Annotated in this window: 26 protein-coding genes and 2 pseudogenes; 14 read left to right on the plus strand and 14 right to left on the minus strand. The window is 48.5% G+C overall.

Annotated features, from left to right (window positions below; translation table 11 throughout):
• Positions 1-48: 48 nt before the first annotated feature.
• Both RIF25_RS13645 and RIF25_RS13650 read left to right on the plus strand, forming a co-directional pair.
• On the plus strand, positions 49-819 hold the full coding sequence (locus tag RIF25_RS13645; protein WP_322879082.1) for a fumarylacetoacetate hydrolase family protein: 771 nt from the start codon (positions 49-51) through the stop codon (positions 817-819).
• 14 nt (positions 820-833) lie between these two features.
• Positions 834-1,616: a YdcF family protein gene (locus RIF25_RS13650; RefSeq protein ID WP_322879083.1), complete on the plus strand. Its 783-nt coding sequence runs from the start codon at positions 834-836 to the stop codon at positions 1,614-1,616.
• Here the strand turns inward: RIF25_RS13650 and RIF25_RS13655 are convergent.
• Positions 1,584-2,591: a CHAD domain-containing protein gene (locus tag RIF25_RS13655; RefSeq protein WP_322879084.1), complete on the minus strand. Its 1,008-nt coding sequence runs from the start codon at positions 2,589-2,591 to the stop codon at positions 1,584-1,586. The two genes, RIF25_RS13650 and RIF25_RS13655, sit on opposite strands and share 33 nt — an antisense overlap.
• A 241-nt stretch (positions 2,592-2,832) precedes the next feature.
• Here RIF25_RS13655 and RIF25_RS13660 point away from each other — a divergent pair, with 241 nt between their 5' ends.
• Together RIF25_RS13660 and RIF25_RS13665 are read left to right on the plus strand one after the other, a co-directional pair.
• Complete coding sequence (locus RIF25_RS13660) at positions 2,833-4,728, plus strand: asparagine synthase-related protein (protein ID WP_322879085.1); 1,896 nt, start codon at positions 2,833-2,835, stop codon at positions 4,726-4,728.
• Between the two features lie 32 nt (positions 4,729-4,760).
• Complete coding sequence (locus RIF25_RS13665; protein WP_322879086.1) at positions 4,761-5,036, plus strand: PqqD family protein; 276 nt, start codon at positions 4,761-4,763, stop codon at positions 5,034-5,036.
• A 41-nt stretch (positions 5,037-5,077) separates the two neighbouring features.
• Here RIF25_RS13665 and trxA read toward each other — a convergent pair whose 3' ends face one another.
• A complete protein-coding gene (trxA, locus tag RIF25_RS13670) occupies positions 5,078-5,395 on the minus strand; it encodes a thioredoxin (protein WP_015125362.1) in 318 nt (105 codons plus the stop codon).
• Positions 5,396-5,696: 301 nt separating this feature from the next.
• On the opposite strand from trxA, the gene corA reads away from it, so the two are divergent.
• Positions 5,697-6,836 carry a magnesium/cobalt transporter CorA gene (gene corA / locus RIF25_RS13675; RefSeq protein WP_407682427.1) on the plus strand — a complete coding sequence of 380 codons (1,140 nt, stop codon included), beginning with the start codon at positions 5,697-5,699 and terminating at the stop codon, positions 6,834-6,836.
• Here corA and rppA read toward each other — a convergent pair.
• Positions 6,833-7,543, minus strand: a complete 711-nt coding sequence (rppA, locus tag RIF25_RS13680) for a two-component system response regulator RppA (protein ID WP_407682428.1) — start codon at positions 7,541-7,543, stop codon at positions 6,833-6,835. The two genes, corA and rppA, sit on opposite strands and share 4 nt — an antisense overlap.
• A gap of 228 nt (positions 7,544-7,771) precedes the next feature.
• Here rppA and RIF25_RS13685 point away from each other — a divergent pair, with 228 nt between their 5' ends.
• From RIF25_RS13685 to dapF, 3 genes are all read left to right on the plus strand, one after another.
• The gene (locus RIF25_RS13685; protein ID WP_322879089.1) at positions 7,772-8,572 is read left to right on the plus strand and encodes a DUF2092 domain-containing protein; all 801 of its coding nucleotides are present in this window, start codon (positions 7,772-7,774) and stop codon (positions 8,570-8,572) included.
• A 52-nt stretch (positions 8,573-8,624) separates the two neighbouring features.
• Positions 8,625-9,248, plus strand: coding sequence for a hypothetical protein (locus RIF25_RS13690; RefSeq protein ID WP_322879090.1), 624 nt, complete (start codon positions 8,625-8,627; stop codon positions 9,246-9,248).
• Positions 9,249-9,312: 64 nt separating this feature from the next.
• Positions 9,313-10,170, plus strand: coding sequence for a diaminopimelate epimerase (gene dapF, locus RIF25_RS13695; RefSeq protein WP_322879091.1), 858 nt, complete (start codon positions 9,313-9,315; stop codon positions 10,168-10,170).
• Here the strand turns inward: dapF and RIF25_RS13700 are convergent.
• The 6 genes from RIF25_RS13700 to kdpA all read right to left on the minus strand — a co-directional run bounded on the left by RIF25_RS13700 (position 10,167) and on the right by kdpA (position 16,212).
• Complete coding sequence (locus RIF25_RS13700) at positions 10,167-11,288, minus strand: universal stress protein (RefSeq protein WP_322879092.1); 1,122 nt, start codon at positions 11,286-11,288, stop codon at positions 10,167-10,169. The two genes, dapF and RIF25_RS13700, sit on opposite strands and share 4 nt — an antisense overlap.
• 9 nt (positions 11,289-11,297) lie before the next feature.
• The gene (kdpC, locus tag RIF25_RS13705; protein ID WP_322879093.1) at positions 11,298-11,867 is read right to left on the minus strand and encodes a K(+)-transporting ATPase subunit C; all 570 of its coding nucleotides are present in this window, start codon (positions 11,865-11,867) and stop codon (positions 11,298-11,300) included.
• Between the two features lie 68 nt (positions 11,868-11,935).
• Positions 11,936-12,208, minus strand: a complete 273-nt coding sequence (locus RIF25_RS13710) for a potassium-transporting ATPase subunit F (protein WP_322879094.1) — start codon at positions 12,206-12,208, stop codon at positions 11,936-11,938.
• 16 nt (positions 12,209-12,224) lie between these two features.
• On the minus strand, positions 12,225-14,306 hold the full coding sequence (gene kdpB, locus RIF25_RS13715) for a potassium-transporting ATPase subunit KdpB (RefSeq protein ID WP_322879095.1): 2,082 nt from the start codon (positions 14,304-14,306) through the stop codon (positions 12,225-12,227).
• 4 nt (positions 14,307-14,310) lie between these two features.
• A complete protein-coding gene (locus RIF25_RS13720) occupies positions 14,311-14,481 on the minus strand; it encodes a hypothetical protein (protein WP_322879096.1) in 171 nt (56 codons plus the stop codon).
• Positions 14,482-14,520: 39 nt separating this feature from the next.
• Entirely contained in the window at positions 14,521-16,212 is a 1,692-nt protein-coding gene (gene kdpA / locus RIF25_RS13725) for a potassium-transporting ATPase subunit KdpA (RefSeq protein WP_407682429.1), read from the minus strand.
• Positions 16,213-16,623: 411 nt separating this feature from the next.
• Here kdpA and RIF25_RS13730 point away from each other — a divergent pair, with 411 nt between their 5' ends.
• Both RIF25_RS13730 and RIF25_RS13735 read left to right on the plus strand, forming a co-directional pair.
• A complete protein-coding gene (locus RIF25_RS13730) occupies positions 16,624-17,724 on the plus strand; it encodes a sensor histidine kinase (protein ID WP_322879098.1) in 1,101 nt (366 codons plus the stop codon).
• Positions 17,717-18,388 (plus strand): response regulator transcription factor, encoded by a 672-nt coding sequence (locus RIF25_RS13735; protein WP_322879099.1) that lies wholly within the window; start codon positions 17,717-17,719, stop codon positions 18,386-18,388. The genes RIF25_RS13730 and RIF25_RS13735 overlap by 8 nt, the downstream gene beginning before the upstream one ends.
• A 189-nt stretch (positions 18,389-18,577) precedes the next feature.
• Here the strand turns inward: RIF25_RS13735 and RIF25_RS13740 are convergent, their stop codons facing one another.
• Both RIF25_RS13740 and RIF25_RS13745 read right to left on the minus strand, forming a co-directional pair.
• On the minus strand, positions 18,578-20,341 hold the full coding sequence (locus tag RIF25_RS13740; RefSeq protein WP_322879100.1) for an ABC transporter ATP-binding protein: 1,764 nt from the start codon (positions 20,339-20,341) through the stop codon (positions 18,578-18,580).
• Positions 20,342-20,632: 291 nt separating this feature from the next.
• The gene (locus tag RIF25_RS13745; RefSeq protein WP_041430830.1) at positions 20,633-20,836 is read right to left on the minus strand and encodes a hypothetical protein; all 204 of its coding nucleotides are present in this window, start codon (positions 20,834-20,836) and stop codon (positions 20,633-20,635) included.
• A 254-nt stretch (positions 20,837-21,090) separates the two neighbouring features.
• Here RIF25_RS13745 and RIF25_RS13750 point away from each other — a divergent pair, with 254 nt between their 5' ends.
• Positions 21,091-21,876: an LmeA family phospholipid-binding protein gene (locus RIF25_RS13750; protein WP_322879101.1), complete on the plus strand. Its 786-nt coding sequence runs from the start codon at positions 21,091-21,093 to the stop codon at positions 21,874-21,876.
• Between the two features lie 12 nt (positions 21,877-21,888).
• Here the strand turns inward: RIF25_RS13750 and RIF25_RS13755 are convergent, their stop codons facing one another.
• A complete protein-coding gene (locus RIF25_RS13755) occupies positions 21,889-23,061 on the minus strand; it encodes a DNA double-strand break repair nuclease NurA (protein WP_322879102.1) in 1,173 nt (390 codons plus the stop codon).
• A gap of 199 nt (positions 23,062-23,260) precedes the next feature.
• Here RIF25_RS13755 and RIF25_RS13760 point away from each other — a divergent pair, with 199 nt between their 5' ends.
• Both RIF25_RS13760 and dusB read left to right on the plus strand, forming a co-directional pair.
• Positions 23,261-23,680 (plus strand): DUF3110 domain-containing protein, encoded by a 420-nt coding sequence (locus RIF25_RS13760; RefSeq protein WP_015125018.1) that lies wholly within the window; start codon positions 23,261-23,263, stop codon positions 23,678-23,680.
• Between the two features lie 47 nt (positions 23,681-23,727).
• Entirely contained in the window at positions 23,728-24,741 is a 1,014-nt protein-coding gene (gene dusB, locus RIF25_RS13765; RefSeq protein WP_322879103.1) for a tRNA dihydrouridine synthase DusB, read from the plus strand.
• A 72-nt stretch (positions 24,742-24,813) separates the two neighbouring features.
• Here the strand turns inward: dusB and RIF25_RS13770 are convergent, their stop codons facing one another.
• Together RIF25_RS13770 and RIF25_RS17370 are read right to left on the minus strand one after the other, a co-directional pair.
• Positions 24,814-25,140, minus strand: a complete 327-nt coding sequence (locus RIF25_RS13770; RefSeq protein ID WP_322879104.1) for a DUF4351 domain-containing protein — start codon at positions 25,138-25,140, stop codon at positions 24,814-24,816.
• Positions 25,141-25,149: 9 nt separating this feature from the next.
• Positions 25,150-25,440: pseudogene (locus RIF25_RS17370) on the minus strand (DUF2887 domain-containing protein); the annotation flags it as partial.
• Here RIF25_RS17370 and RIF25_RS17375 point away from each other — a divergent pair.
• Positions 25,376-25,523 (plus strand): annotated as a pseudogene (locus RIF25_RS17375) (RNA-guided endonuclease TnpB family protein); the annotation flags it as partial. The pseudogenes RIF25_RS17370 and RIF25_RS17375 sit on opposite strands and share 65 nt — an antisense overlap.

The following is a 25,523-nucleotide window of genomic DNA, read 5'->3' on the forward strand; positions in this document are numbered from 1 at the left end:
ACAGATTTATAATTCTATCACTGAGTTCGGCCCAGGCCCTGAGCAATTATGGTGCAACGATATGTCCGTGTCCAATCCTCTACTGGCATTCACTATGGTCTTTTACAACTCAATCGAGAGGTCATAGTTTTAGATGCGGCTCCCTGGGCGGGTGGCCAGGCCAATGGGCAAACCCTAGGCAGCGATGACTATGAACTCTTAACGCCCTGTTTGCCGTCCAAAATTGTCGCCATTGGCCGAAACTATGCCAAACATGCTGCTGAGATGGGGAATGAAGTTCCGAGTTATCCCTTAATTTTCCTCAAGCCGCCCACTGCCCTCCAGGCCCCCCAGCAGCCGATTTACTATCCATCTCAACTCACTCGGGTGGATTACGAAGGGGAACTGGCCGTCGTGATTGGTTGCAAAGCCAGTTCTGTATCCATAGAAGAAGCCGGAAATTACATTTGGGGTTATACCGTCGCTAATGATGTCACCGCCAGAGATTTACAGCGGACTGAGCAACAGTGGACACGCTCAAAAGGGTTTGATACCTTTTGTCCCCTCGGCCCGTGGATTGTGCCACAGATTAACCCCGATGCCCTCCTCCAAACCTTTATCAATGACAATCCCCAACCCGTACAGTCAGCGCCCATCAATCAAATGGTTTTTAGTCCAGGGGAGTTGATTGCTTTTATCAGCGGGGTGATGACTTTACTGCCCGGTGATGTGATCCTCACAGGAACCCCCCAAGGGATTGGCCCCTTACAAGTAGGCGATCGAGTCCGGGTGGAAGTGGAAGGGATTGGCAGCCTAGACAATCCGGTTGTTGCCCGGTAGCGAATAACATCGGCATGGAATTATTTATCTCCAAACTCTTACCTCTGTTTGCTTACCCCCTAGGACTTGCTTGTCTGGGCTTAATTGTGGCTATGTGCTGTCTCTGGAAACAACCTCGGATTGCCGCAGTTGCCATAGTTATTAGTTTTGGGGCATTGTTTTTAGGAGGAAATTATGTTATTGCCCAAAGTTTAACCGCGGCCTTAGAATACCAAAACCCAGCCCCCAAGCCATTACCAAAAGCTGCAGCCATTATTGTCCTGGGTGGGGGAGTCCGCAGCCAAATTCCACCCAGTCCCTGGGTTGATCTCAATGATGGGGGAGATCGGATTCTCTATGGGGCTAAACTTTGGCGTGAAGGCTATGCCCCCTACCTGATTTTGAGTGGTGGGCGGGTTGATTCTACCCCCGGAGTATCTGAGGCGGCAGATATGGCCCAAATAGCCCAGGCCATGGGAGTTCCGCCCACAGCTATTCTCTTGGAACCTAACTCGCGCACCACCTATGAAAACGCCCAATTTACTCAGGAATTATTGAACCAGCAAGCCATCAGCGGGCGGTTATTATTAGTCACCTCGGCCTGGCATCTGCCCCGCGCCTTAGGCATTTTTCGTCACTTTAAATTAGATGTAATCCCGGCCCCGATTGACTATCGCTCTAATGGGACAACTGTTTTAGCCGGTCTAGCCGCCATCCCTTTTTATCTAATCCCGGATGTGGAATGGCTAAGTCTGACGACTATGATGCTCAAGGAATATTTTGGCTTAGGCATTTACTGGTTGCGGGGCTGGCTCTAGGCTGAGGGTATCGGGGGTAGCGATGAAGCAATTGCCGAGATTGGGATTTAAAATCAAATGGCGAAGCTCTTGACGGATTGGGGCAGTTAGATAGTGGACTTGAACATTGCGCCAGGCCTGCCAGTGTTCTTCTTGCTGCTGACTAATTAACGCGGCCAATTCGGGGGAAGATTTCCTGAGTTCCAGGCCGAGTTGCCGTTGGAAAAATTGCCCCAAAACAACCCCATCATGCATTGAGCCAAGTAGGTCTTGTAATTCCCCCCAGGCCTGGACTTGGGCTGCATAGGAATCTGAGTAAAGAGGGGTAAAAAGTTCCATTTGATAGCGTAAACGTTTAATTTGCTTACGAAGGTCATGGAGGCGTTCACCCTCATGTTGGAGTAGCTGGCCAGGCTGTTCAACTCTAATCAGTTCTGGTTCCTGGGGGGTAATCCATTGAACCGCAATTTGCCAGGCCGGGTGCAGCAGTACCTTGGACAATAAGGGGAGGAGTAAATCTGGGGAAACGGTGCTAACGGAAATTTCTCCTGCCGGTTGATATTGGGGTTGAGCCAGCCACTCTTGCAGGCCGAGTTGCAATTTTTGATAGCGATCACCCCGTAAAATTTGAATCGCTCGGTCTAGGAAAATTTCCCGTTGTTTACTAATTTTTTTGATTAATTTACTCAGTTGGCTCTGTTCGGTCTGGGGCAAGGCTGGGTAGTAATCGGTTTTGAGGGTCTCGGCCATCACATCTAAGTCTCGGACTGGACTGAGTACCCCAGACAAATCCTTCACCCGTCGCACCGTAATTGTTTTCGGTAAGACCAGATAGGGAATAAACACTTCTAAGGCCGTCCGCAACCGCCGTAATCCGACCCGCATTTGATGGATCGCGTCCACATCCCGATCCCTTAGCACCCCCGGTTCAAACTTACTGACTTTGCGCAAATGTCGGTGTAGGGCCTGGTAAGCGGTGTTGCTTAGAGTAGTCATAGTCTTAGAACCTAATCTTCAAGCAGCCCATAACAACAGTATTGGGGTCGAAGAGTGAATCAGAAACGCTGGAATCTGGCCTTAATTTGACACCTTAATACTACCTTAAGTTCGTTTTAATGACTATTCTGGGCTTTTCCAAGCTTTATGGAATACCCGGCGGCATCTAGATGAGCTTGTCTTTACTTGCTTTTAGTCATTGATTACAGCCGATGTAGCCCCATGCCCTAAAATTACGCCCATGAGTAGTATTTTTGGCATCATCCATCACCAGGCCGCCCTCAACCCTGAATATCTAGGTAGAATGCAAACCAGCATGGCCTATTGGGGGCAAGATGGGTCGGGACTATGGTCAGAAAACCAGGTTGGCTTGGGGCATCTTTTACGCCATAACACCCCAGAATCCGTTTATGAAGTCTTACCCAGGGTCAGAGCGAGAGGTCTGGTCATCACTGCCACTGCCAGGATTGATAACCGGATAGAGCTTTGCCAACTTCTGAATATTGCCCCTCTGGAGCAGGGGATGACCCCCGACAGTGAGTTGATCATCCAGGCCTATGAGAAATGGGGTCTGGCCTGTGTGGATCGCCTGCTGGGTTCCTGGGCGGTGGCCATTTGGCATCCTGAACAAGAAAAACTCTGGATTGCCCGCGATGCCTGTGGCACAGGTGGACTGTACTACACCCAACAGGGTGGGCTTTTTGCCTTTGCCAGTTCCCTCAAAGGAATATTAGCCCTGCCCCCAGTCTCTCGACAACCGAATTTATTAGAAGTGGCCCATGTGCTCACTGCCTGGCCCAGTGATGGGGTACAAACCTGCTATGAAAACATTTTCCATCTGCCCCCAGGCCACACTCTAACCTTGACCCAGGGTGAACTAAACATCCAGCGATATTGGGATGTTGACGATATTCAACCCCTTGAACTCAGTTCCTCCCAGGCCTATTTGGATGCGTTCTTAGAGGTTTATACCCAGGCCGTAACAAGCCATTTACGCAGTTTCAAACCCGTCGGCGCGACCATGAGCGGGGGGCTAGATTCGGGTTCGGTCTGTGCCTTAGCCGCAAAACAACTCCGAGAACAGCATCAAAATTTACCCGTGTTTACCCATGTACCCCTCTATGACACCCAAGGCATTACCCATCCGCGGCGGTTTGGTGATGAATCCCCCTTTGTGGAAGCGAATCGGCAATTTATCGGCAATGTGGAGGTTCACTATTTAAGAAGTGAAGGGATAACGCCCCTGGCTAGCCTGGAACAAAAACTCTGGATCAATGAGCAACCCAGTCATGCGGCGGCAAACTTTTTTTGGATGATCGATCTCTTACAAACCGTGCAGAACATGGGTCTGGGAACAGTTTTAACAGGACAAGGGGGCAATTCCACAATTTCTTGGGGCGGGTTGCCTGCCTCTTGGCGGACTCACTTAAAAGAAGGGAACTGGGATGTCCTGTGGAGCAAAGTTCAGCGAGCCCGTGTATCCCCACAGCAAACCTTGATTCGCTTCCTGCCCAAATTTTTGCGGCCTCGGCCTCTTAGACCCACATCCTCTGGACTAGTCTGGCTAGATTACTCTGCGATTAACCCGGCCTGGGCAAAATCATTTCAGATTGATCAAAAAATGGCTGCATCCGGCCACGACCCTACATTTCAACAGTCAGATTTGTTAGCTGAACGCCGTGACCTGATCCGACATACGAGCCAAAAAGCAAATACCCTCTGGCAAGAAATGGGTGCCGCCTACAGCGTTGAGGTTCGGGATCCGACCCTGGATAAACGGGTGATCGAATTTTGTTTAGGGATTCCCACCTCGGTCTATCGAGATCGGCATCTGAATCGGGCTTTAATTCGCCAGGCCATGGTGGGTGTGCTTCCCGACAAAGTCCGCCTGAATCAGGCTAAAGGTTTACAGGCCGCTGATATTGCCTTTCGGGTGCGGGATCATCAGGGCGAAATTGCCAACGCCTTGCACCAGCTAAGCGCATCTCCCCTGGCCCAAGAGATGTTAGATTTACCTAAAATGCATCAAGTATTGGCATCCATCCAGGCCGGGATCACCCAAGCCAACTCTGGAGACTGCGGGACAATTTTATTGCGGGGCCTGGGTTGTGGACTGTTCCTGGCTAGTTTTACATAAATATTGCTCACCATTGCGAGCTTCCATGACCTATGACTTCATCCCCAAAGCTTCAAATTCCTGACCATATTGTCTATCAAGATATTGATGGCGAATTGGTGTTGCTAGATCTCAATCAGGGGGTGTATTACGGCCTAAAAGATGTGGGTAAGCGCTGTTGGGAATTGATTGCCGAGAACCAGGATCGGACTGGGATCATTGAGGCCGTAGTCCAGGAATATGATGTCTCCCCAGAATTGCTGATCAGTGATTTAGACACACTTCTGGCGGACTTTACAACCAAGGGCCTGGTGACAATAGCCGAATAGTGGGGCTGGGGAGACCGGTCAAATGCCTGGCTCAGATTACCCTACTTGAGGGCCTGGACTTTGGCGATTAAGGCTTCTGGAGGCTGGACTCCTTCAATGCGTTCAACTTGTTGCCCCCGATGAAACAAAATCAGAGTCGGCAAGGCATAGATTTGGAACTGGCTGGCAATCTCCGGGTATCGCTCGGTATCAATCTTAACAATTTGGACTTGGGACTTAAGTTGCTGTTTCACCTGCTCTAGGACCTTGGCAATCATTCGGCAGGGGCCGCACCAATCCGCATAAAAATCTACCAACAAAGGAACCTGGGCCTGGGCCACCAGATCATCAAAGTTTTCAAAGGTTTGTTTCGTGGTCATGGCATACCTAAATGGACGGACTGAGGTTTATCCTGCTACACAGAGGACTTTGGGGCAATAGAAGCTGCCAAAATAATCCCTACAGGTTTTATAGAGTCAGGGTTATTCGCCTGGAGATGGATCAGCAGATAGGATCCGGCCGCATACCCTAGATTATTTTAGCCTTGACCGCAAGAGCTAGACGCTTCAGGATCAGGAGCAGAGACCCTATCTATCAGGCTTTATCGTGAAAAATCTCTTTGAACGGTTTGGGCAACTTGTCCCGGAACTTCATCCCCGGCCAACAGCCAGCGAGCATCATATCCCCCAGGCCCATGAGGCAGATGAACCCGAAGAGCCTTCCTATTTTGAATATTTCTTTGATCAACCAGGGGCTATGCCCGGCACCCTGAGTATTGAAGAAGATGCCCCACCCCCGAACATTATTTTGATTGACTACAACGCTGACCAGGCCCAGCGGGTTCATTTGGAGCAACCAGAACTAATCACCCCCTATTTAGACCGGGAATCTGTCTCCTGGATTGATGTCCAAGGCCTGGGAAATGAGGATATTTTGCGCCGGGTCGGGCAAGTGTTTGGTTTACATCCGATTGTTTTAGAAGATGTGGTCAATGTTCCCCAACGCCCCAAGGTGGAAGATCATCAGGATCAGGTCTTAGTGATTACCCGCATGGTCACACCCAAGGAAGACCTGAAAGGATTTTATGCCGAACAGGTGAGTTTTATTCTTGGGAAATATTATCTCCTCACTGTTCAAGAAGAACCAGATCGAGATTGTTTTGGCCTGGTACGGCAACGGATCCGCACAAGTCGGGGGCTAATTCGCCAACATGGGGCAGATTATTTAGCCTACAGCCTCATTGATGCCATTATTGATGGGTTCTTCCCAGTTTTAGAAGACTACGGCGAGCGCATTGAACTCTTAGAAACCCAAGTGGTTACCCATCCCACCCGGCAAACCCTGGAGGAAATTCACAAAGTCCGGCGCGAACTTCTCTCTCTCCGCCGCGCCATTTGGCCCCAACGGGATGCAATTAACGCCCTAATTCGAGATAGTAATGATCTGATTAGCCCTGAGGTGCGGATCTATTTACGGGATTGCTATGACCATGCCATTCAAGTCTTGGATATGGTGGAAACCTATCGGGAACTGGCAGCGAGTTTAATGGATGTTTACCTGTCTTCGGTGAGCAACAAAATGAACGAGATTATGAAGCTTCTAACGATTATCTCGACTGTGTTTATTCCCTTAACCTTTATTGTGGGGGTCTATGGGATGAACTTCAATACGGAGATTTCCCCTTGGAATATGCCGGAGTTAAATTGGCGCTGGGGCTATCCGGCCTGTTGGGCGGTAATGTTGAGTATTGCCGGAAGTTTATTTTATTTCTTTTGGCGCAAAGGTTGGTTTCAGGATCAATCCCAGGTGGAGTTGGATTAGGTGAGATCCGCTGGAGCGTCTTCAAGTTGTTCCCCAAACCGATAGCCTTTGCCATAGATCGTGTGAATGAGGACTGTTTCACCAGGACGTTCAATTTTCCGCCGGAGTAAGCGAATTTGGGCCGCTAAAACATTGCTGCTGGGTGGGTGGTGGCCAGGCCAGAGATAGTTGCGAATCTCATCATGGGTCAGGACTTGCTGAGGGTGGGCCAAAAAATAGGCCAGGAGTTGGGTTTCCTTCTCGGCCAAGGTTATGACGCGCCCATTACGATAGGCCAAGCGACTCTCACTATCTAATTCCAGGCCACCCAGAGAGATAATTTGATTCATCGTTGAAGCCCCTTGTCGCCGCAACAGGGCCCGGACTCGCGCTAATAATTCCCGCAGCTCAAAGGGCTTAATCAGATAGTCATCTGCACCGGCATCGAGGCCCTGGACACGATCATCGAGGGTATCGCGGGCAGTTAAAAACAAGACTGGGGTGAGATTGCCCATTTTTCGTAATTGCTGACAGACTTCCAGGCCAGAAACCTGGGGCAACATCCAATCCAAAATCACCAAGTCATATCCGTTCATGGGCGGTTGAGTCAGAGCATCTAGGGCCGCGGCCCCATCATGGACTAATTGCACCGCATACCCCGCTTGTCCCAATATCCGGCCGAGGGGAGCCGCTAATTCAACTTCATCTTCCGCAAATAGAATCCGCACTGCTTCAGTTCGCTCTATCAACAACAAAGAGAATAGTTCAATCTTGACATAGGCCCAGGCCTGGTGATGGCACAATATCAGCCGTCAAATGAGCAGGCCAATCATACTGTAGTTATAACTATTGTGAATTTCTGGGCATTTCCTCAGGTGACAACAACCTAGGAATTAGAATATGAGAGTAAATAAATAGTTGAATATTTTTAGAATTGAGTAGGATTCACCTAATCCATGCACATCCAATCCTTTGTTCCTAAATTATCATTCCTGGTATTAACCCTCCTGGCCTGGGGAACAACAGCAACAGAAGCGCAGTCCCAAACTCCTCCCAATGTCAATCCGATTGATCCGGCGGCGATTAAAATCCTCAAAGCCATGGGCGAACAATTACAAGCAGCGCAGACATTCTCCTTTACCGCTACTACGGCCTATGAAAGTCCATCTCGGCTTGGGCCACCCCTAGTCTATTTTTCATCCTCCCAAGTGCTGGTTCAACGTCCCAACAACCTGCGGGTGATTACCACAGCCGACGGCCCAAGAAGTGAGTTTTATTACAATGGCCAGACGATGGTAGCCTTTGCCCCCAATGAAAATCTTGTCGCCACTGCTGCTGCCCCGAATAACTTAGATGATGCTCTTAAGGAAGCCTACCAAAAAGCCTCCATTTACTTTCCATTCACGGATTTTATTGTCTCTAATCCCCATGAAGACTTGATCAAGGAATTAAAATTTGCCTTTGTGGTGGGGCAATCGCAAGTTGTGGGAGGAACAACCACCGATATTGTTGCGCTTGGGAATGATCAAATCTTCGCCCAGGTTTGGATTGGAGCCAAGGATCACCTCCCCCGCGCATTACGGGCAGTCTATCGGGATGATCCCTCACGGTTACGGCATCAGGTTGAATTTTCAAATTGGCTGCTCAATCCGCCTGTGACTGCCACGATGTTTACCCCGACCAATACCGCCAAGGCCCTCAAAATTCCCTTTGCTGCTCCTGTGATCCTCAATCCGCCAAAACCCTCTAGCAAATAAACCTGACTCGCCAGTATTCTCGTTCACGAAAAATTTCCTAGGAGACTCGGCCATGAAAAGAATCTCAACCGCCCTAATCACGATGTCTGTTACCTGTTTAACGTTGCTGCCCCAAGTTGCTCAAGCCTACTTTCATGCCGCAGGTGGATCCTTCTCCCATAGTGATGGGTCTTGGAATGCTTCGACTGCCAGGGGGGGATCCGCATCGGGGGGGGATGGTTCCTGGAATGCCAGTGGGTATCGGGGGGGAACTGCCTCGGGGGGTGATGGCTCTTGGAATGCTACAGGCTATCGCGGCGGCACGGCTTCTGGGACAACAGCCTATGGAGATCACACCTATTACGGGGGGACCTATGCGACCTATCATCCGCCAACTGTGGTGAATTCCTACTATGGCAGTGGATGTTATAACTGCGGGGGCTGGGCGGCGGCCGGGGCGGCTGTGGGAGTTGCAACAGGGGCGGCCATTTCTTCTGCTGCGAGTGCCAATGCCTATGCTGCTGGGGCCGCGGCTGCGACTAATGCCTATGCAATGGGGGCCATTTACCCGGTGTTACCCGCTGGTTGCCAAGCAATACCGACCCAAAGCGGCACGTTTTATCAATGTGGGACAACTTGGTTTAGCCCAGCCTATGGAGCCAATGGGGTTTACTATCGGGTTGTACAAGCCCCTTAGCGCGTTGGAGAAGGTGTCGCGAGGCTAAGCTGGAGAGAAAAAGAGGTTTGTTATAATCGGCTCTATGAAATTAGCATTTAGCAAATACCACGGCCTGGGTAACGATTTTATTCTGATTGATAATCGCGCTCAGAGGGAGTTGTTAGTCACCGCCACTCAGGCCCAGCAGCTTTGTGATCGGCATTTTGGGGTTGGGGCAAATGGGGTTATTTTCCTCTGTGCTACCACTGATCCGGCCTGTGATTACCAAATGGCCATGTATAACAGTGACGGCTCCGTGGCGGAAATGTGCGGCAATGGGATTCGCTGTTTGGCCAAGTTTATTGCGGCCTTAGAGTCCCACGCGCTTGACCAGGCCTGGATATACCGAGTGCAAACCTTGGCCGGGGTCATGACTCTCAATTTGCAAACCGATGGCCGGGTCAGTGTCAATATGGGAACTCCCAAATTACTCGCCAGCGAAATCCCGACGACCTTGACCGAGCCGGATCAAAAAGTGATTGATATTCCCCTAGATGTGGCTGGACAGACTTGGCAACTCACCTGTGTCAGTATGGGTAATCCCCACGCCATTACGTTTGTTGAGAATGTCGCTGCTATCCCTCTGGCTGAATTGGGGCCGCAGTTTGAACATCACTCCTTGTTTCCGCAACGCACGAACACCGAATTTGTCGAGGTTATCCGACCGGATTATCTCAAGATGCGAGTTTGGGAACGGGGGGCTGGGGCGACCTTGGCCTGTGGAACGGGGGCCTGTGCAACGGTGGTGGCGGGAGTCTTAACTCAACGGGCTTTACCTCAAGCAACGGTTGAACTGCCGGGCGGGTGTCTGGATATTGATTGGCAGCAAACAACACAAACGATTTATATGACGGGGCCGGCTAACCATGTGTTTGATGGGGTTACTGATTTAGAGGACTAGGGAGTATTAGCAATAATGTGTAAATCTACCGTTGCCAATTTCCCCATAAGTTTCTGACTAACTGAGCCACGTAATAGGGTTTGCCAACGACTACGGCGACTTTCACCAATGACAATTTGTGTGATATGTTTTTCTTGCACAACTTGGGCAATCGTCCCGACAATATCAACTGATTCAATGCGAATAAATTCTCCTGGCAATTCTTGACACAATCGTTCACAGGTTTCGATATATAAGGATTCAGATTTTGATAGGAAGCGATTAGGGTCTGCAACGAATAATACATATAATCGCGCATTCATATAATGAGCAATTCGTCCCCCCCGACGCAATAATTGAACAGAATTAGGATAAGTCGAAATACAGACTAAAACTCGCTCTTGAATATTGCAATAGTCCTGCTGCATTTCTCTCACATCTTCTTCGACACTATCGGCAATCTCACGTAACGAAAGCTCTCGGAGTAAAGTCAACGTTTGACGTTGGAAGAAGTTTTGTAGGGCCTGATCAATTTTTTCTGGGGCGTAAATTTTCCCTTCCTTTAAGCGTTGTTGTAAGGTTTCTGGCGTGACATCAACTACCACCACTTCATCGGCCTCATCCAATAAGCGATCTGGAACGCGCTCGCGCACGACTACGCCGGAGATTTTGAACACCACATCATTGAGACTTTCTAAATGTTGAATATTAACAGTGGAGTACACATCAATCCCGGCTTGTAAAATCACCTCAACATCTTGATAGCGCTTTTCCCGTTCAGAACCCGGAACATTGGTATGGGCTAGTTCATCAATTAAGGCAAGTTGGGGGTTGCGTTCAATAATCGCCTCCACATCCATTTCTGTAAACGTTTTCCCTTGCCAACTCAATACTTTGCGGGGAATTAGCTCCAGGCCAGTAGCTCGTTCTTGAGTTTCCTGGCGACCATGGGTTTCTAACAAGCCAATCACCACATCTAAGCCTTCTTGTTTGAGCCGCCGCCCTTCTTCTAACATCCGGTAGGTTTTGCCAACGCCGGGACACATCCCAATAAAAATCTTATGTTTGCCGCGTCGAGATATGCCGAGATAATTATTAGCTGACTCTGTTTGTGATTTTATAACACCAAGATTCTCCATCAGTTAAACCTAAAGTTGATCCAAGGCAAGATTAAGTTGCAGAACATTGACACCTGGTTCACCAAAAATACCTAAAAATCGTCCGTCTGTATGTTTTTCAATTAAAGTGTTTAGTTGATCGGAAGAGAGGTTTCGGGCCTGGGCCACACGATTTACCTGGGCCTGGGCAGCGGCGATAGAAATATGGGGGTCTAACCCAGAACCGGAACTATAGACTAAATCGGCGGTGGGTTTAACTCCGGCTTTTTGGAAACGATCAATCTCCGGTTTAATCCGCTTTAATAATTCAGGATTGCTCGGTGCTAAATTACTGGCCCCTGATACACCTGTGGGATTTGCCTCTTTGTTTTCACTATAATTCACCACGCTGGGTCGTCCCCAAAAATACCGCTCTGAAGTAAATGATTGTCCAATTAAAGCTGAACCGATGACTTGTTGACTTGAGTTAGTGAGCAGACTGCCATTGGCCTGGAAGGGAAATCCAACTTGGGCAATGACTAAAATTACTAAAGGGTAAATTAAAGCAGTTAGAACCCATAGAACAATAGAACTGCGAATTGCAATGACTAAATCACGCATAACATTGAACCCTCAAAAGGAGGAATAGAGCATCCAAAAATAGAAAAGTAATTAACATCAGATCATCCTTAAAAACGTTCCGGTTCGATAATCACCATCATTAAATAAATTCCCAGGCCCACAACTAGAACTAATAATCCTCCGATGGCATAGGCATTTCTCCGTTCTAATCCTGTTTGAGTGGCAGCATAAACTCCCTCGGCTAACAGTAATTGCAGCAACAATAGAGTGAAAATTGTCAGAAATCGGTTCCGGCCTTTCGGAGAAAGATCAGGCAGATTGAGGGAGTTGAGTCGTGGCCAACTCTTGATCCTTAAATTTGCATCAGAATGCTTTAACATGATTTACCTCAATATCTTAAACAATACCAACGTTGCCAATCAAAACATCAATAACTTTAATGGCAATAAACGGCGCAATAATTCCCCCCAGGCCATAGATCAAAATATTTCGCTGTAACAGTTGATTGGCAGTTAAGGGGCGAAAATTAACTCCTTTCAAGGCCAGCGGAATTAAGGCCGGAATAATCAAGGCATTATAAATCAGAGCCGACAAGACGGCAGATTCAGGACTTTTTAAACCCATAATGTTCAACGCGCCAATCCCGACAGCAGCAAACATGGCCGGAATAATCGCAAAATACTTAGCAATGTCATTGGCGAGTGAAAAGGTGGTTAATGCGCCTCTTGTAATCAATAATTGTTTGCCAATCGTGATTAAATCAATCAGCTTAGTGGGGTCAGAATCTAAATCCACCATGTTGGCGGCTTCTTTGGCGGCTTGAGTTCCCGAGTTCATCGCTAATCCGACATTGGCCTGGGCTAAAGCCGGAGCATCATTGGTTCCATCCCCGGTCATGGCCACTAGTTTGCCCGCGGCTTGTTCCTGTTGAATCACCCGAATTTTATCTTCCGGTGTCGCCTCGGCAATAAAGTCATCGACCCCCGCTTCTTGGGCAATGTATTGAGCCGTAATCCGGTTATCGCCTGTGAGCATGACGGTTTTGACTCCCATCCGCCGCAATTGGGCAAAGCGTTCTCGAATGCCTGGCTTAATCATATCCTTGAGGTAAATCACCCCATAAATGTCTTGATCCTGGCAGACGGCCAAGGGCGTTCCCCCTTGACGGGAAATGGTTTCAAAAGCGGTTTCCACATCTGCCGTGGCCTGCCCTCCCCGTGAACGAACAAAGCCCCGAATCGCATCCACGGCCCCTTTACGAAATTCTGTGCCTTGGGGTAAATCGGTGCCACTCATCCGGGTGCGAGCAGAAAATTCAACCCCGGTGGCCGTTTCTAAAGGGAAGTCAACCTTAGCACCCAACTGTTCAGCCAGACGGACAATAGATTTCCCTTCAGGAGTGGTGTCAAACAGACTGGCAGCTAGGGCAACTTTGGCCACGGTTTCTAACGTATGACCATTGACCGTAATAAAAGATTCAGCCAAGCGATTCCCAAGGGTGATAGTTCCGGTTTTATCCAAGACCAGGGTATTGATGTCGCCACAGGCCTCGACCGCTCGCCCCGAAGTTGCCACGACATTAAACTGGGCGACTCGATCCATCCCGGCAATGCCAATCGCACTCAACAGGCCCCCAATCGTGGTTGGAATTAGAGCTACCAAAAGAGCAATCAACGTGGCAACACTGACGGGATTATGAATGTAATTGGCGGGGGGCGGTAATGTGGCAACCACAATCAGAAATACTAGAGTTAAGACAGCCAATAACACCGTCAAGGCAATTTCATTGGGGGTTTTACTCCGTTCTGCACCTTCGACTAGGGCAATCATCCGGTCAATAAAGCCTTGGCCCGGATCAACCGTAATCCCAATCAATAGCTCATCGGAAATCACCCGCGTTCCCCCTGTCACCGAACTGGCCACATCCGATCCAGGTTCTTTTAAGACTGGGGCCGACTCGCCCGTAATGGCCGATTCATCCACGGCCGCCACCCCCGCCACCACTTCACCATCCATCGGGATCATTTCACCCGCCACAACCTTAATCCGATCTCCTTTGCGTAAGGAACTGGAATTCACAGCAACAAAACTACCATCAGGATTTTGCTTTTGGGTAGTGGTATCAGAACGAGTGGATCGTAAGGCATCGGCCTGGGCTTTCCCGCGTCCTTCCGCAACAGCTTCGGCAAAATTGGCAAAGAGAACGGTCGCTAACAGAATGAAACAAATTAAGCCATTAAAAATATGAGCACGAGTATTGGTAGCTGCCCCAAACAGGCCTGGATTAAGAGTTAATAAAAACGTAATCACTGTCCCAACCCACACCAGAAACATGACCGGATTTTTAATGGCCATGCGTGGATCAAGCTTTAAGACTGCGTCCCAGGCCGCGCGTTGATAAAGACCCGATAGATTCGCTTTGGGAGTATGACGACGAGATGAACGAGGGCCTCCCGGTTGAGGTTTGATTATCTTCATAAATTTAGTTCGCCAACATCGCATTCATGTGAGTACAAATTCGATCCAGTTCGCCAATGGCTTCCAGTTCAAAAACTTCATCAAGGGTAAGCTGATCTGCCTTCTTTTTCTCTAAAAGAGTTTCCAGTTGGATTTCATGGATAAAGGCCGAGGGTTTAGGAACAGTTGTAATCATTTTGACCTCACAAATTAGAACGAAACGATTCACTAAGACTTAACCACTACTCAATCGAACAATTTCAAAAGCTTCGGCAATTGGCCCCAAGGCAAGCACAGGTAAAAAGGTTAAAGCTCCCAAAATTAAGATGGAGCCACCCGTGACTGCGGTAAACAAAACCGTATCCGTTCGCAGCGTGCCAATGGTTTCGGGAACAGGTTGCTTTTGGGACAGACTTTCCGCTAAGAAAACTAGGGCCAGAATTGGAACATATCGCCCAGCCAAGAGGGAAAATGTCGTGCTCAAATTCCACCAAAGCGTATTATCCCCCAGGCCCTCAAACCCAGAACCATTATTAGCCGCCGCCGATGCATATTCATAAATCACCTGGGAAATGCCATGAAAGCCGGGGTTACTAATGCCTGCTAACTGTTCAGGAAAAGCCAAGGTGATCGCGGCTGGAATTAGAATCGCAATCGGATGAATCAGTAAAATCACGCTGGCTAGGACAATTTCCTGTTTTTCAATTTTCCGGCCGAGAAACTCTGGGGTGCGCCCAACCATTAAACCTGTCAGAAACACTGTCAAAATTAGAAATACAAATAGATAGGCCGTTCCCGTGCCTTGCCCGCCCCAAATAATTTGCAAAAACATATCCGAAAGGGTCGAAAATCCCCCCGGTGGCATTAAGGAGTCGTGCATCCCATTCACCGCCCCACACATTGTCCCAGTCGTAGCCACAGCCCAAAGTGCCGTTAAAGCCCAACCAAACCGAACTTCTTTGCCTTCTAAGTTGGCCGCAGATTCCCCTAAAAGCTTATTCACAAGGGGATTCCCTTCCGCCTCACCAATCGCTGTAATGGCAATCAGGAGGCCGAAAATCATAAAGACCAACCCAAATAACAACCAGCCTTGCTTAGGATTGCCAGCCATAACCCCATAGGTAATCACCAGGCCCATGGGAATCACCAACATGATCACGGTTTCGAGAAGATTGGTGAAATTATTGGGATTTTCAAAGGGATGGGCTGAGTTGATGCCAAAAAAGCCACCACCGTTTTCCCCCAGTTGTTTAATAATTTCAAAATGAGCCACCGGCCCACGGGCAATAAATTGGGTTGCACCTTCTAAGGTTGTAACTTCTGCTGGGCCAGCTAGGGTTTCGGGAACTCCGGCAATGACTAAAACAATCGCCCCGATTACGGAAATGGGTAATAGAATCCGGGTAATCGCTAAAACAAGATCCTGATAAAAATTGCCCAATGGTTGTCCCGTTAGGCCCCGAATAAAGGCAATGGCCACCGCAATTCCAGTCGCCGCTGAGGTAAACATAAGATAGCCTAAACCTCCGGCCTGGGTGAGGTAACTGTAGGTGGTTTCGCCAGAGTAATGCTGTTGATTGGTATTGGTGACAAAAGAGACGGCGGTGTGGACAGCTAAATCCCAACTTGGCGCGCTTAAACCCCTGGGATTGAGGGGTAAAAATCCTTGGGCGAGTTGCAGGCCAAAGACAAATACACCCATGACTAAATTACTCAACAGTAAAGCCCGAATGTATTGTCCGGCTGTCATTGAAATCTGGGGATTGATGCCACTGCCTCGAAATAAAACTCGTTCTAGGGGCAAACAAATCCGGGCTAACTTTGTCCGTTCCCCCATAAATACGGCTGCCATATAGGTTCCGAAGGGTGAAGCCACAAGAGCAAGAATCCCTAAAATCAAAATAATTTGGAGAAAACCAAGCAGCATAATCTTCTTAACCGTAATTTCAAGGACGAGAATCAATATTAAGAATCAAGGATGGTAGGGCCTGGAGAGCATCTGGCGGAGAAAACCCTTGACTTTGATCGGCATGATTGGCAAGCACCCGTAAAAAATAACCGTTGGTTGGAGCCTCACCCTCCCGCTCCTGAAGAGGTTGGGTATTTCATTGGGCTTTACTAGCTTCAATCTAGCTGGAAACACTGCAAAAATTTACGGAAAACCTGAGTTAAAGGTGAATTTATAGCTCTGGGTTTAATTTGTGTTTAGGGGGCGTTGAGGCGACCAGTCTGAAACCTATACCCAATGATATAGATCATCAATCGGGAAATAAATTGGTAGCAGTACCTTGTCACTAAGGCAAGATAGAAAGATCAGGATTATTGAACAGACTAGGACATGGCACTCATTAAGCGCATCTATTGGCTGATTGGCTTTTTATTTCTGATGATTATCGCACTGGAATTTAGTACACCACCCCCCTATGTGTTCGGCTATCTCTATATCAGTGTGGTTCTTCTGGGGAGTACTCAACTCAGCCGAGGGGAAACGGTGATCATCACAGGCCTAAGTATTGCCTTAACGCTTTTGAACTTAGTTGTCCCAGGCCTGGAGCAAATTAACAGTATTACCCTTGGAAATCGGTTGTTGGTGGCTTTGGCTTTAGTGGTGACTGGAATTTTAGGACGACAGCTACAGGCCTATAAATTAACCTTGATCAAACAACAGGCGCAATTAGAAAATCAGGCACAACTAGCCCGGATCCGTCAGGATTTTGTTTCGACTTTAACCCATGACTTAAAAACTCCCTTAATGGGTGCGATTGAAACTCTAAAAGCAATGGAGTTAAGTCATTTTGGCCCGATCACACCCCCCCAGAAAAATGCAATTAGCATTATGATCCGCAGCCACGAAACAACCTTAACTCTGGTGCAGACAATGTTAGAGGTCTATGGCAATGACATTAGGGGTTTAGAATTGCAGCTAAAACCAGTTAATTTAATTACTCTGATCGAGGATGTGATAACCAAACTGACCCAACTTGCCACATCTCGCAATGTTTATCTACGTCTGAGTCAACGCGGATCAGAATTTCGCTCAAACTGTTGGGCCATTGCAGATCCGATCCAACTAGAGCGGGTGTTCATGAATTTGATTGCCAATGGTGTTAAATACTCACAGCGGGGCGGCAAAGTGGAAGTTAAAATAGGCCTCAAACAGGGTTATTATCAAATCAGTGTTCAGGATCAGGGATTAGGTATTAGTCCCGATGAACTTCCCTTTTTGTTTGAACAGTTTTATCAAGGACATCACCATCGCCAGGCCAAGGGAACGGGTTTAGGTCTTTATCTCAGTCGCCAAATTGTCACAGCCCATGGCGGTAAACTCTGGGCCGATCCCCTGCCAACTGGCGCAAGATTTAACTTTACACTGCCGGCCTACCTGGGCAAATTCCCCACAGCAACTTTAGAGCAGCCCTCGATGAAACCCTATGACTAAGACAACCCCAATCAAAATCTTATTAGTGGAAGATGATGAGCTATTTCGCTTAGGTTTAACAACCCGTTTGCAACAAGAACCCAATTTACAAGTCATGGCCCAGGCCGAGGATGGTGAAACAGCCTTAGATATTTTGCGCTGCCAAGTTGTGGATGTGGTGATTTTAGATGTGGGTTTACCCGGCCTGGGGGGCTTAGAAACCTGCCACCAAATCAAACAAAATTATCCAAAATTGCCTGTTTTAATTCTTACCTCCCATAGCAGCCAAAATCTAATTACAGATTTAATCAAAAAACAGGCCCAAGGGTATTGCCTAAAAGGAGGAGCCAGTGAACATTTAGTCTTGGCAATTCAGTCAGTAGTTGCTGGTGCTTCATGGTGGGATGCCCAGGCCACGGAAAACATTCAATCTACTTATGAAATGCTGCCAAAAACTCTTGAAATCAATGCTGATTTGCCTCTAACTAAACGAGAAAAGGAAATTCTGTCACTGATTACTACAGGTAAGAGTAATATCGAAATTGGGCAAGAGTTATATATTGCGCCGGGGACAGTCCGCGTCCATGTTCATGCCATTTTGCATAAGCTCGGGATGCGGGATCGGACTCAGGCGGCGATTTGGGCCATGCAACAGGGGTTAGATATTCCATCTGACCGTAACTGAAATCTTTAGTCTAGACTTTAAAACTGTAAAGCCCTATTAACGCCTGAGTTAATTTAATGGCATAATCCACTGAGCTAACTGATTGTGAGTTTTAACCACTACATATCCCTCACCTAAATCATCATTTTTCAAATGTTCCTAAGATAACGACAACTATATAAATATTTGTTGGTTAACTCTATGTATTTTCTAGAGATTTGATTGCATTTGATATCGCTGCCAAAGCTCTTGATACAGGCCTGGGGTTTGAATCAGTTCTGAATGAGTTCCAAATTGAACAATTGTGCCCCGATTCATCACTAAAATCCGCTGGGCTAGGGCGGCGGCTGAAAGCTGGTGGGTAATGAAAATAATCGTTTGCTGAATGGGTTTACTTTGGAGATTTTGAAGAATCTGGGTTGCAGTCTGATTATCCACACTCGCCAAGGCATCATCCAAAATTAAAATTGGCGCATCTAATAACAAAGCCCTAGCTAGAGCGGTACGTTGGCGTTGCCCCCCTGATAAGGTGATCCCCCGTTCTCCTACCACCGTCTGATATTCTTCGGGAAAGTTGAGGATTTCATGGTGGATTTGGGCCGTTTGGGCAGCAGTTTCAATCTCGGGAAGCTCGGCCTGGGGATTGCCATAGCGAATATTGTTTTTGAGACTTGTACTAAATAAGAAACTATCCTGAGGTACATAGGACATACAGGCTCGCAAATCCCTAACCCGAATTTGGGTAATATCCATCCCATCTAAGAAAATTTGCCCTGCACCAACATCCAACAACCGGGGAAGCGCATTCGCCAGGGTTGATTTACCAGACCCAATTGGCCCAACAATGGCGACCGTTTCCCCTGGTTCAATGCGAAAATTAACGTCCTCTAGGGCTGGGCGCGGGGCCTGGGGATAGGTGTAGTTGAGATGTTTAACCTCAATTTTGCCCTGAACTTTTTTTGAGGTTAAGGGAATAGCAGTTGGATCATCTTGAATTTGGGGATCCACCGCCAAGATCGCCTCAATTCGATCAATACTCACTTCACCCCGCTGATAGGCTGTAATGGTAAACCCCAATAAGGCAGTCGGAAAAATCAACCGTTCAATGTAGAGCAACAGGGCAACAAAATCCCCCACTTGAATCGTATTGGCCGCAATCATCCGGCTGCCGAACCAGAGGAGAATCAACAGGCTTAAACTGACCATTCCCCCCAGCATCGGAAAAATCACGTTCCGGGTTTTGGCCAGGTTTAAGTTAGCGGCTAACAGGTCTTGATTCAGACGGCTAAATTGCTGCCGTTCATTGTCTTCTTGGGCATAGATCTTGATAACGGCCATGCCACTCATATCTTCTTGAATTAAATCGCTCAGGTCTGCTAAAGCTTCCTGGGTTTCCAGTTGTTCCAGGCGCATTTGGTTACTAAAGCCCATGACAATGAGTAACACTAACGGATAGACCGAAATCGCCCCTAAACTTAGGCCAGGGTGAATCGCTAACATCACAGGTAAGGTCAAGGCATAGGCAAAAATGGTATTGACAAAACTGAGAACGGCAAAGCCCACTAAGCGGCGAATATTATCCACATCACTGGTGGAACGACTAATTAAATCTCCAGCCGAGTTACGGGCAAAGTAGGCCGGATCCATCTTCAGAAGATGTTCAAAAATCTGTTGTTTGAGGTCAAATTCCACTTGACGGCCTGTGCCAAACAGCCAAATCCGCGAGGCCATCCGAATAAACCACATGATCGAGGCCATCCCCAGGAGGGCAAACACATAAAACAGAACTCGTCGATACTCAAACTGATCTTGGAGTTCATCAATGGCCTGGCCAATCAGCAGCGGTAAATAGGTGCCTACGATGTTGACCACCAGCAGGGCCAGAATTCCCCCCAAGGTAACGCGCCAATGGGGCCGCAGATAGGTAAGAAGTTTTTGGAAACTGGACTGTTTACGGGGTGCAGAATATTTCATGGGTGCTGGCCCTCCCTCTCCCCATTCTAAGATGATTGGCCAGGGGGAACTTGGGTTCAGGGGCTTGTTAGGGAGTGGCGACAATGAGGATAAATTCCTATGTCTGGCCCAGCCCAAAAGATGATGCAAAGTTATTGAATGGCAGTCCAAAGGGACTATTTCCAGGCCGGAAACGTTTTTTTGGAAGTTTTGATGGCGAACCGATTTTGACTGCACCTAAGCTAGCCCAGAGAATATCAGCCTGGAGCAATATCCCTATCCCTGCAAGCTCATCTCCCAAAAACTGGGGATTTAACCGAGGTAACTTTGGCGAGAAATATGCTTTTCAAAGGTGGCCTGGGTTTGCTGCAAGAGTTGCTCACGACTATCGGGAGAGTTCTTGAGGGAAGGAACTAAATTCCGGGCCTGGAGTGCCATGTGAAGTTGAAGGTGAGCAACGTAATCACTCAAATCTTCCCGAAGGCTGGAAGCTGAGGCGGAAGTGTGGGACTGCAACGTGTTCTCCTTGATTAACACTCGACAAAAAAACCAAATTAACCAACGGCAGGTGGGGTATGAAACTTGGTTTAACGGTGTTGGCGTAGTTGCCATATTAGAAGTTAACACTTGCGGCCCTCAGATCTAAATTTCGCAATCATCTGTAACGTCAGCTTCACAGCTAGGATTTTGCCGAGGGGGCTCAACTTACAGAAATACGATCTCCAAACCCCCTATGATGGGACAGACCTTTTGGCTGGTGTTCTGCGTCCATGACTCGTTTTCCGGTAACGTCTGATCTATCTGATCTTGGGCAACCTGCTCCCATTTCCCCAGAGGAATCCCAGGCTGATTTACCCCAGGCCCAGGATGTTCCCAGAGGTCAGCAGCGATTGATTCGGCGGGTACTCACTCCAGCTTTGCGATGGTGGCTCCAAACCCAAGTAGAAGCAGTTACAGAGTTAGAAATAGATTTACAGGCCAAGGATCAACAGGTTTTGACAGGCTATTTACCCTTAGTGCGAGTGTTGGCTGTGGGGGTAATTTTCCAAGGACTTTGTTTAACCCAGGCCCGACTTCAGGCGGAAAATATTCGCGTCAATCTGGGACAAGTCTTGCGGGGTAAACCCTTAAAGCTTCTAGAACCGATCCAGGCCTGGGGCGAGCTCCACCTGACCTCCGCCGATTTGCAACAATCCTTGGACTCAGACCTGATGCGTTCAGCTTTGCGGGATTTAGTCGTTATTTTCTCTCAAGAATTAGATCAGCCCTTACCCACCGCATTAGCCACCCTCCACGTTGCGGAAGCTACAGTCAATTTTAGTCATGGGGCCTTAGACTGCACCTTAAATTTGCTGGGAGAACAGCCCTTCACCATCAGCTTTGCCTCAGAAATTGGTTTGGCAGGCCCCCAATGTTTAGAGTTTCGGCAACTGCGGGCCTTTGGCTTAGAACCCCAAACCATTCAGATTAATCTGGGGGAGAATGTGCATCTGGAGACTCTACGCTTAACTCCCGAAAAACTGATCTGCGAGGGTGGGCTAACGGTTTTCCCCTAATCACCTGGGCGATTAAGCAATACTCTGGCGTTTGCGACTTTCTTTGGGGGAAGGGGCAACCTGCTTTAGGCCGGCTTTAATCAGTTCTCGTTCTAATAGGGCAAAAAAACGGGCCCGATCTGCGCTGCGAACCACCGCTTGATTATGGGCTTCAGCCAGGGCAACGGGATAGCCATAGCCTTTTATCACTTGGGCGATCGTTAGACTGAGAGCCTGGGTTAGCAGTGTTTGATCCTCGGCGACCCAACGGGGAAACTCCACCCGCACGACTTCTGACCCCACATGGAAATAGCAAAAGAAAATCCGCTGCTGGCCATAGTCCACTAAAATGCGGGCGCGACTTTGCCAGAGGGGGCCGCGCTGCCCCGAAGATAGTTGGGTTGACCACAGGCCAGGATCCTGAAGTCCCGTAAAAATTTGGCAGGGGGGGCGGGTTGGGGCGGGGCAATGGTCTTGACAGCGGGGTAGAGGATAGGGGCAGGCCTGGAGGCGGAGGTAATTGAGGGTTTCACTACTGCGGCAAGCACTTAGGTAGCCAACAATGGGGATTTTGGCAGTTTCAAGCCGGCCCCAGGCCTGGAGAATTGGCTCTAGCAACACCTGCCGGGCCATAGTCGGTAAAGTTTCCCAGGCCCAATGAATCAACGAACCATCCAGCATCAGCACTGTGGGCACATTGACCGGCTTCTCCAACGCTAATTCCACCAATTGCAAAATTTCTAACTGCGTGCGTTTGTGGCGCATCCATTCTTCCGGTGTAATTCCCCAGGCCTGGGCGGCATAAACCTCAGCTTGGGTATAGAACACCTCAGCCACGCTATCCAACAAGGGATAAATATTGCTGCCATAATCCAAACGCACTCGCCCCACATTGATTAGATAACAAAAAGCAATTTCGTGATGACTCGGGGCAATTTGGGAGCCATCCGTAGCCATAACCCGATGTTGAACTGGGGCTGGGGGAATCGTAACTCTCTCAGTCAGGGGCGTTGCTGGCCAGGCCGGGGTAAACCGCAATTGGTTCTCATGGGCTGCCAGGCACTCGCTAAATTCTGTGTCTTGGCCCTGGGCCTGGGCGAGATAATGACCAGCCAGGTGTAATTTTGCGGCCCGACCCTGGGCTTCCTGGTAAAAATGCTGCCCTAGGGCGGTGATTTGCTGGGCCACTTGATTGAGGTTCAACATCTTCATCCTCCTCAGAAACATCTCCAAGCCAAACCATCAACATTGAGCCATGACCCCGCCGGGCCTGGAATATTCTCCAATCATAAGGACTCTAACCCAACTCAAGCCTGAGAATACTTGGCAGCCACTGATCTATTTCTTTGAATCAGCCCCGTCATTTGTAAACTAGAAGCAGTATTAAAAATTGATTCATGCCATTATGCGAGTTTATGTGTTGCTGTTTAATCCGGGCACTGAAAATGAAGGAATTCACTCCTTACAAATGGGAGATCGGAACCTGATTCTGATGTTTGCCGATGAAGATGATGCCACCCGCTATGCCCTGCTCCTGGAAGCGCAAGATTTTCTCACCCCCAGTATTGTGGGTGTAGATGAGCGGGAAATTGAAGAATTCTGCCAGGCCGCAGACTATGATTGCCAAGTCGTTCCGGCTGGATTTATGCCGACCAATGATGCCGAACGCCTATTCCTCAGCCCTCCAGAGCGGAATGTGGCAGAAACCGACTGGGAAACGGAGCAAAGTCACGATCATGATCCAGAACTCTCTGACTACGAAACCTTGGAAGTTGAAAATCCCGAACTCGATGCCCTCCGCCGCCGTCTTGAGAAATTGCTCTAAACCAAGCCTAAATTTTTTTGATTATTAAGTTTTGCCAGGCCCCAGTCATGCTCACCCTTCCCCCTGAATTAAAAACCCGTCTGGCGGCTCCCCTGATGATTGGATCATTGCCGGTCTATAGTCGTGTTTTGCAATCCCCCCTCTCTGGAGTCACTGACCTAGTTTTCCGGCGACTAGTCCGGCGATATGCCCCAGAATCCATGCTCTACACGGAAATGGTCAATGCCACCGGCCTGCACTATGTCAAAGACTTGCCCCAGATCATGGAAGTAGAAGCCCAAGAACGCCCCATCAGTATTCAGTTATTTGACTGTCGCCCCGATTTCTTGGCAGAAGCGGCGGAAAAAGCCGTTGCCGAAGGAGCCGATACGGTGGACATCAATATGGGCTGTCCGGTGAATAAAATTACCAAGAATGGCGGTGGTTCCTCTCTCCTGCGACAACCTGAGGTGGCGGCGGCCATTGTCCGGGCGGTAGTGGCGGCCGTAGATGTCCCGGTTACGGTCAAAACTCGGATTGGTTGGACGGATCAAGAAATTAACATCCTCGACTTTGCCCAACAGATGCAGGATGCTGGAGCCGCGATGATTACGGTTCACGGTCGTACCCGCGCCCAAGGCTACAATGGCCCCGCCCGGTGGGAGTGGATCCGGAAAGTTAAGGAAAAACTGACGATTCCCGTCATTGCCAATGGGGATATTTTCTCGGTTGAAGCCGCAGTTCAATGCCTCCTGGAAACAAGGGCCGATGGGGTCATGTGCTCGCGGGGAACCTTGGGCTATCCCTTCCTAGTTGGAGAAATTGACCATTTTCTCAAAACCGGACAACTCAAACCAGCCCCCACTGCCACTGAACGCCTCCAGTGCGCCCGGGATCATCTGATTGCCCTCTGGGAATATAAAGGCCTCAGTGGCATTCGTCAGGCCCGCAAGCATCTTACCTGGTATGCCAAAGGATTTGCGGGAGCGGCAGATTTACGAGGTGAACTGTGTTTAATTGAAACCGTAGAACAAGGCACCTCCCTCTTAGACCAGGCCATGGAACGACTAGCAATGGTGTAGGGGAACCCAGGCTAATTTTGAGATTACCTAAACTTTTCGGAGCAAATAAAATCGTTATAATTTGTTCAAAATCTACAACTTCTGTAACCAAACCTCCAAATCTGCCACCTTTTCAAACCCTAAGAGAGCCTCCGCCAACTCCTCTAGCCTCACTAACGTTAATCCTTCCACCTGGCTCAGTATCCCAACGGGTAAAACTCCAAATTTCCGAGTCAGGAGCCGCAACACCAAAGACTGGGCCTCTAATTGCAATCCTCGCTGCTGACCAATAAGTTCTCCTTCTTGCCGTCCTTCATCCTTGACCTCTTGATAAAAGCGGCTTTTCTGTAATTCGCTGGCTGTAAAACCTAGCATCGCTTCAATCTCCTGCCGACTTAATTGGGTGAACTTACAAACCATAATTGTTGTCACCAAATCTATTATGGCTTACCTCTTGGGAGTAGAGTCCTCGGCTTTCGTCAAAATAGTTCTAGCAATTTGCGGTGCATTTGTTTCGCTTGCAATCGTTAACTGCATTAGCCCCAACTCTGGAGATAAATTCTCTGGCTCTCCTAACTGATTAATAAAAATCCGGTGAACCTTGCCACTGTCTAATAATTCGGCATAGAGATTTAATTCTGATTGTTCCGTGTTGCGATTTGGATTGGTGAAGTTTCGGATGTCCCGACCAATTCCAGACGGGTTTGTATTGAAGCAAATCCGAGTAGTAAAACGGGCATCGGGATACTATGCGATGTTGTCTTTGCAGTCGGATGTTGAAGTACCTCAGCCACAACCGCATG

This window comes from Pseudocalidococcus azoricus BACA0444 (assembly GCF_031729055.1).
GTDB classification, from domain to species: Bacteria; Cyanobacteriota; Cyanobacteriia; order Thermosynechococcales; family Thermosynechococcaceae; genus Pseudocalidococcus; species Pseudocalidococcus azoricus.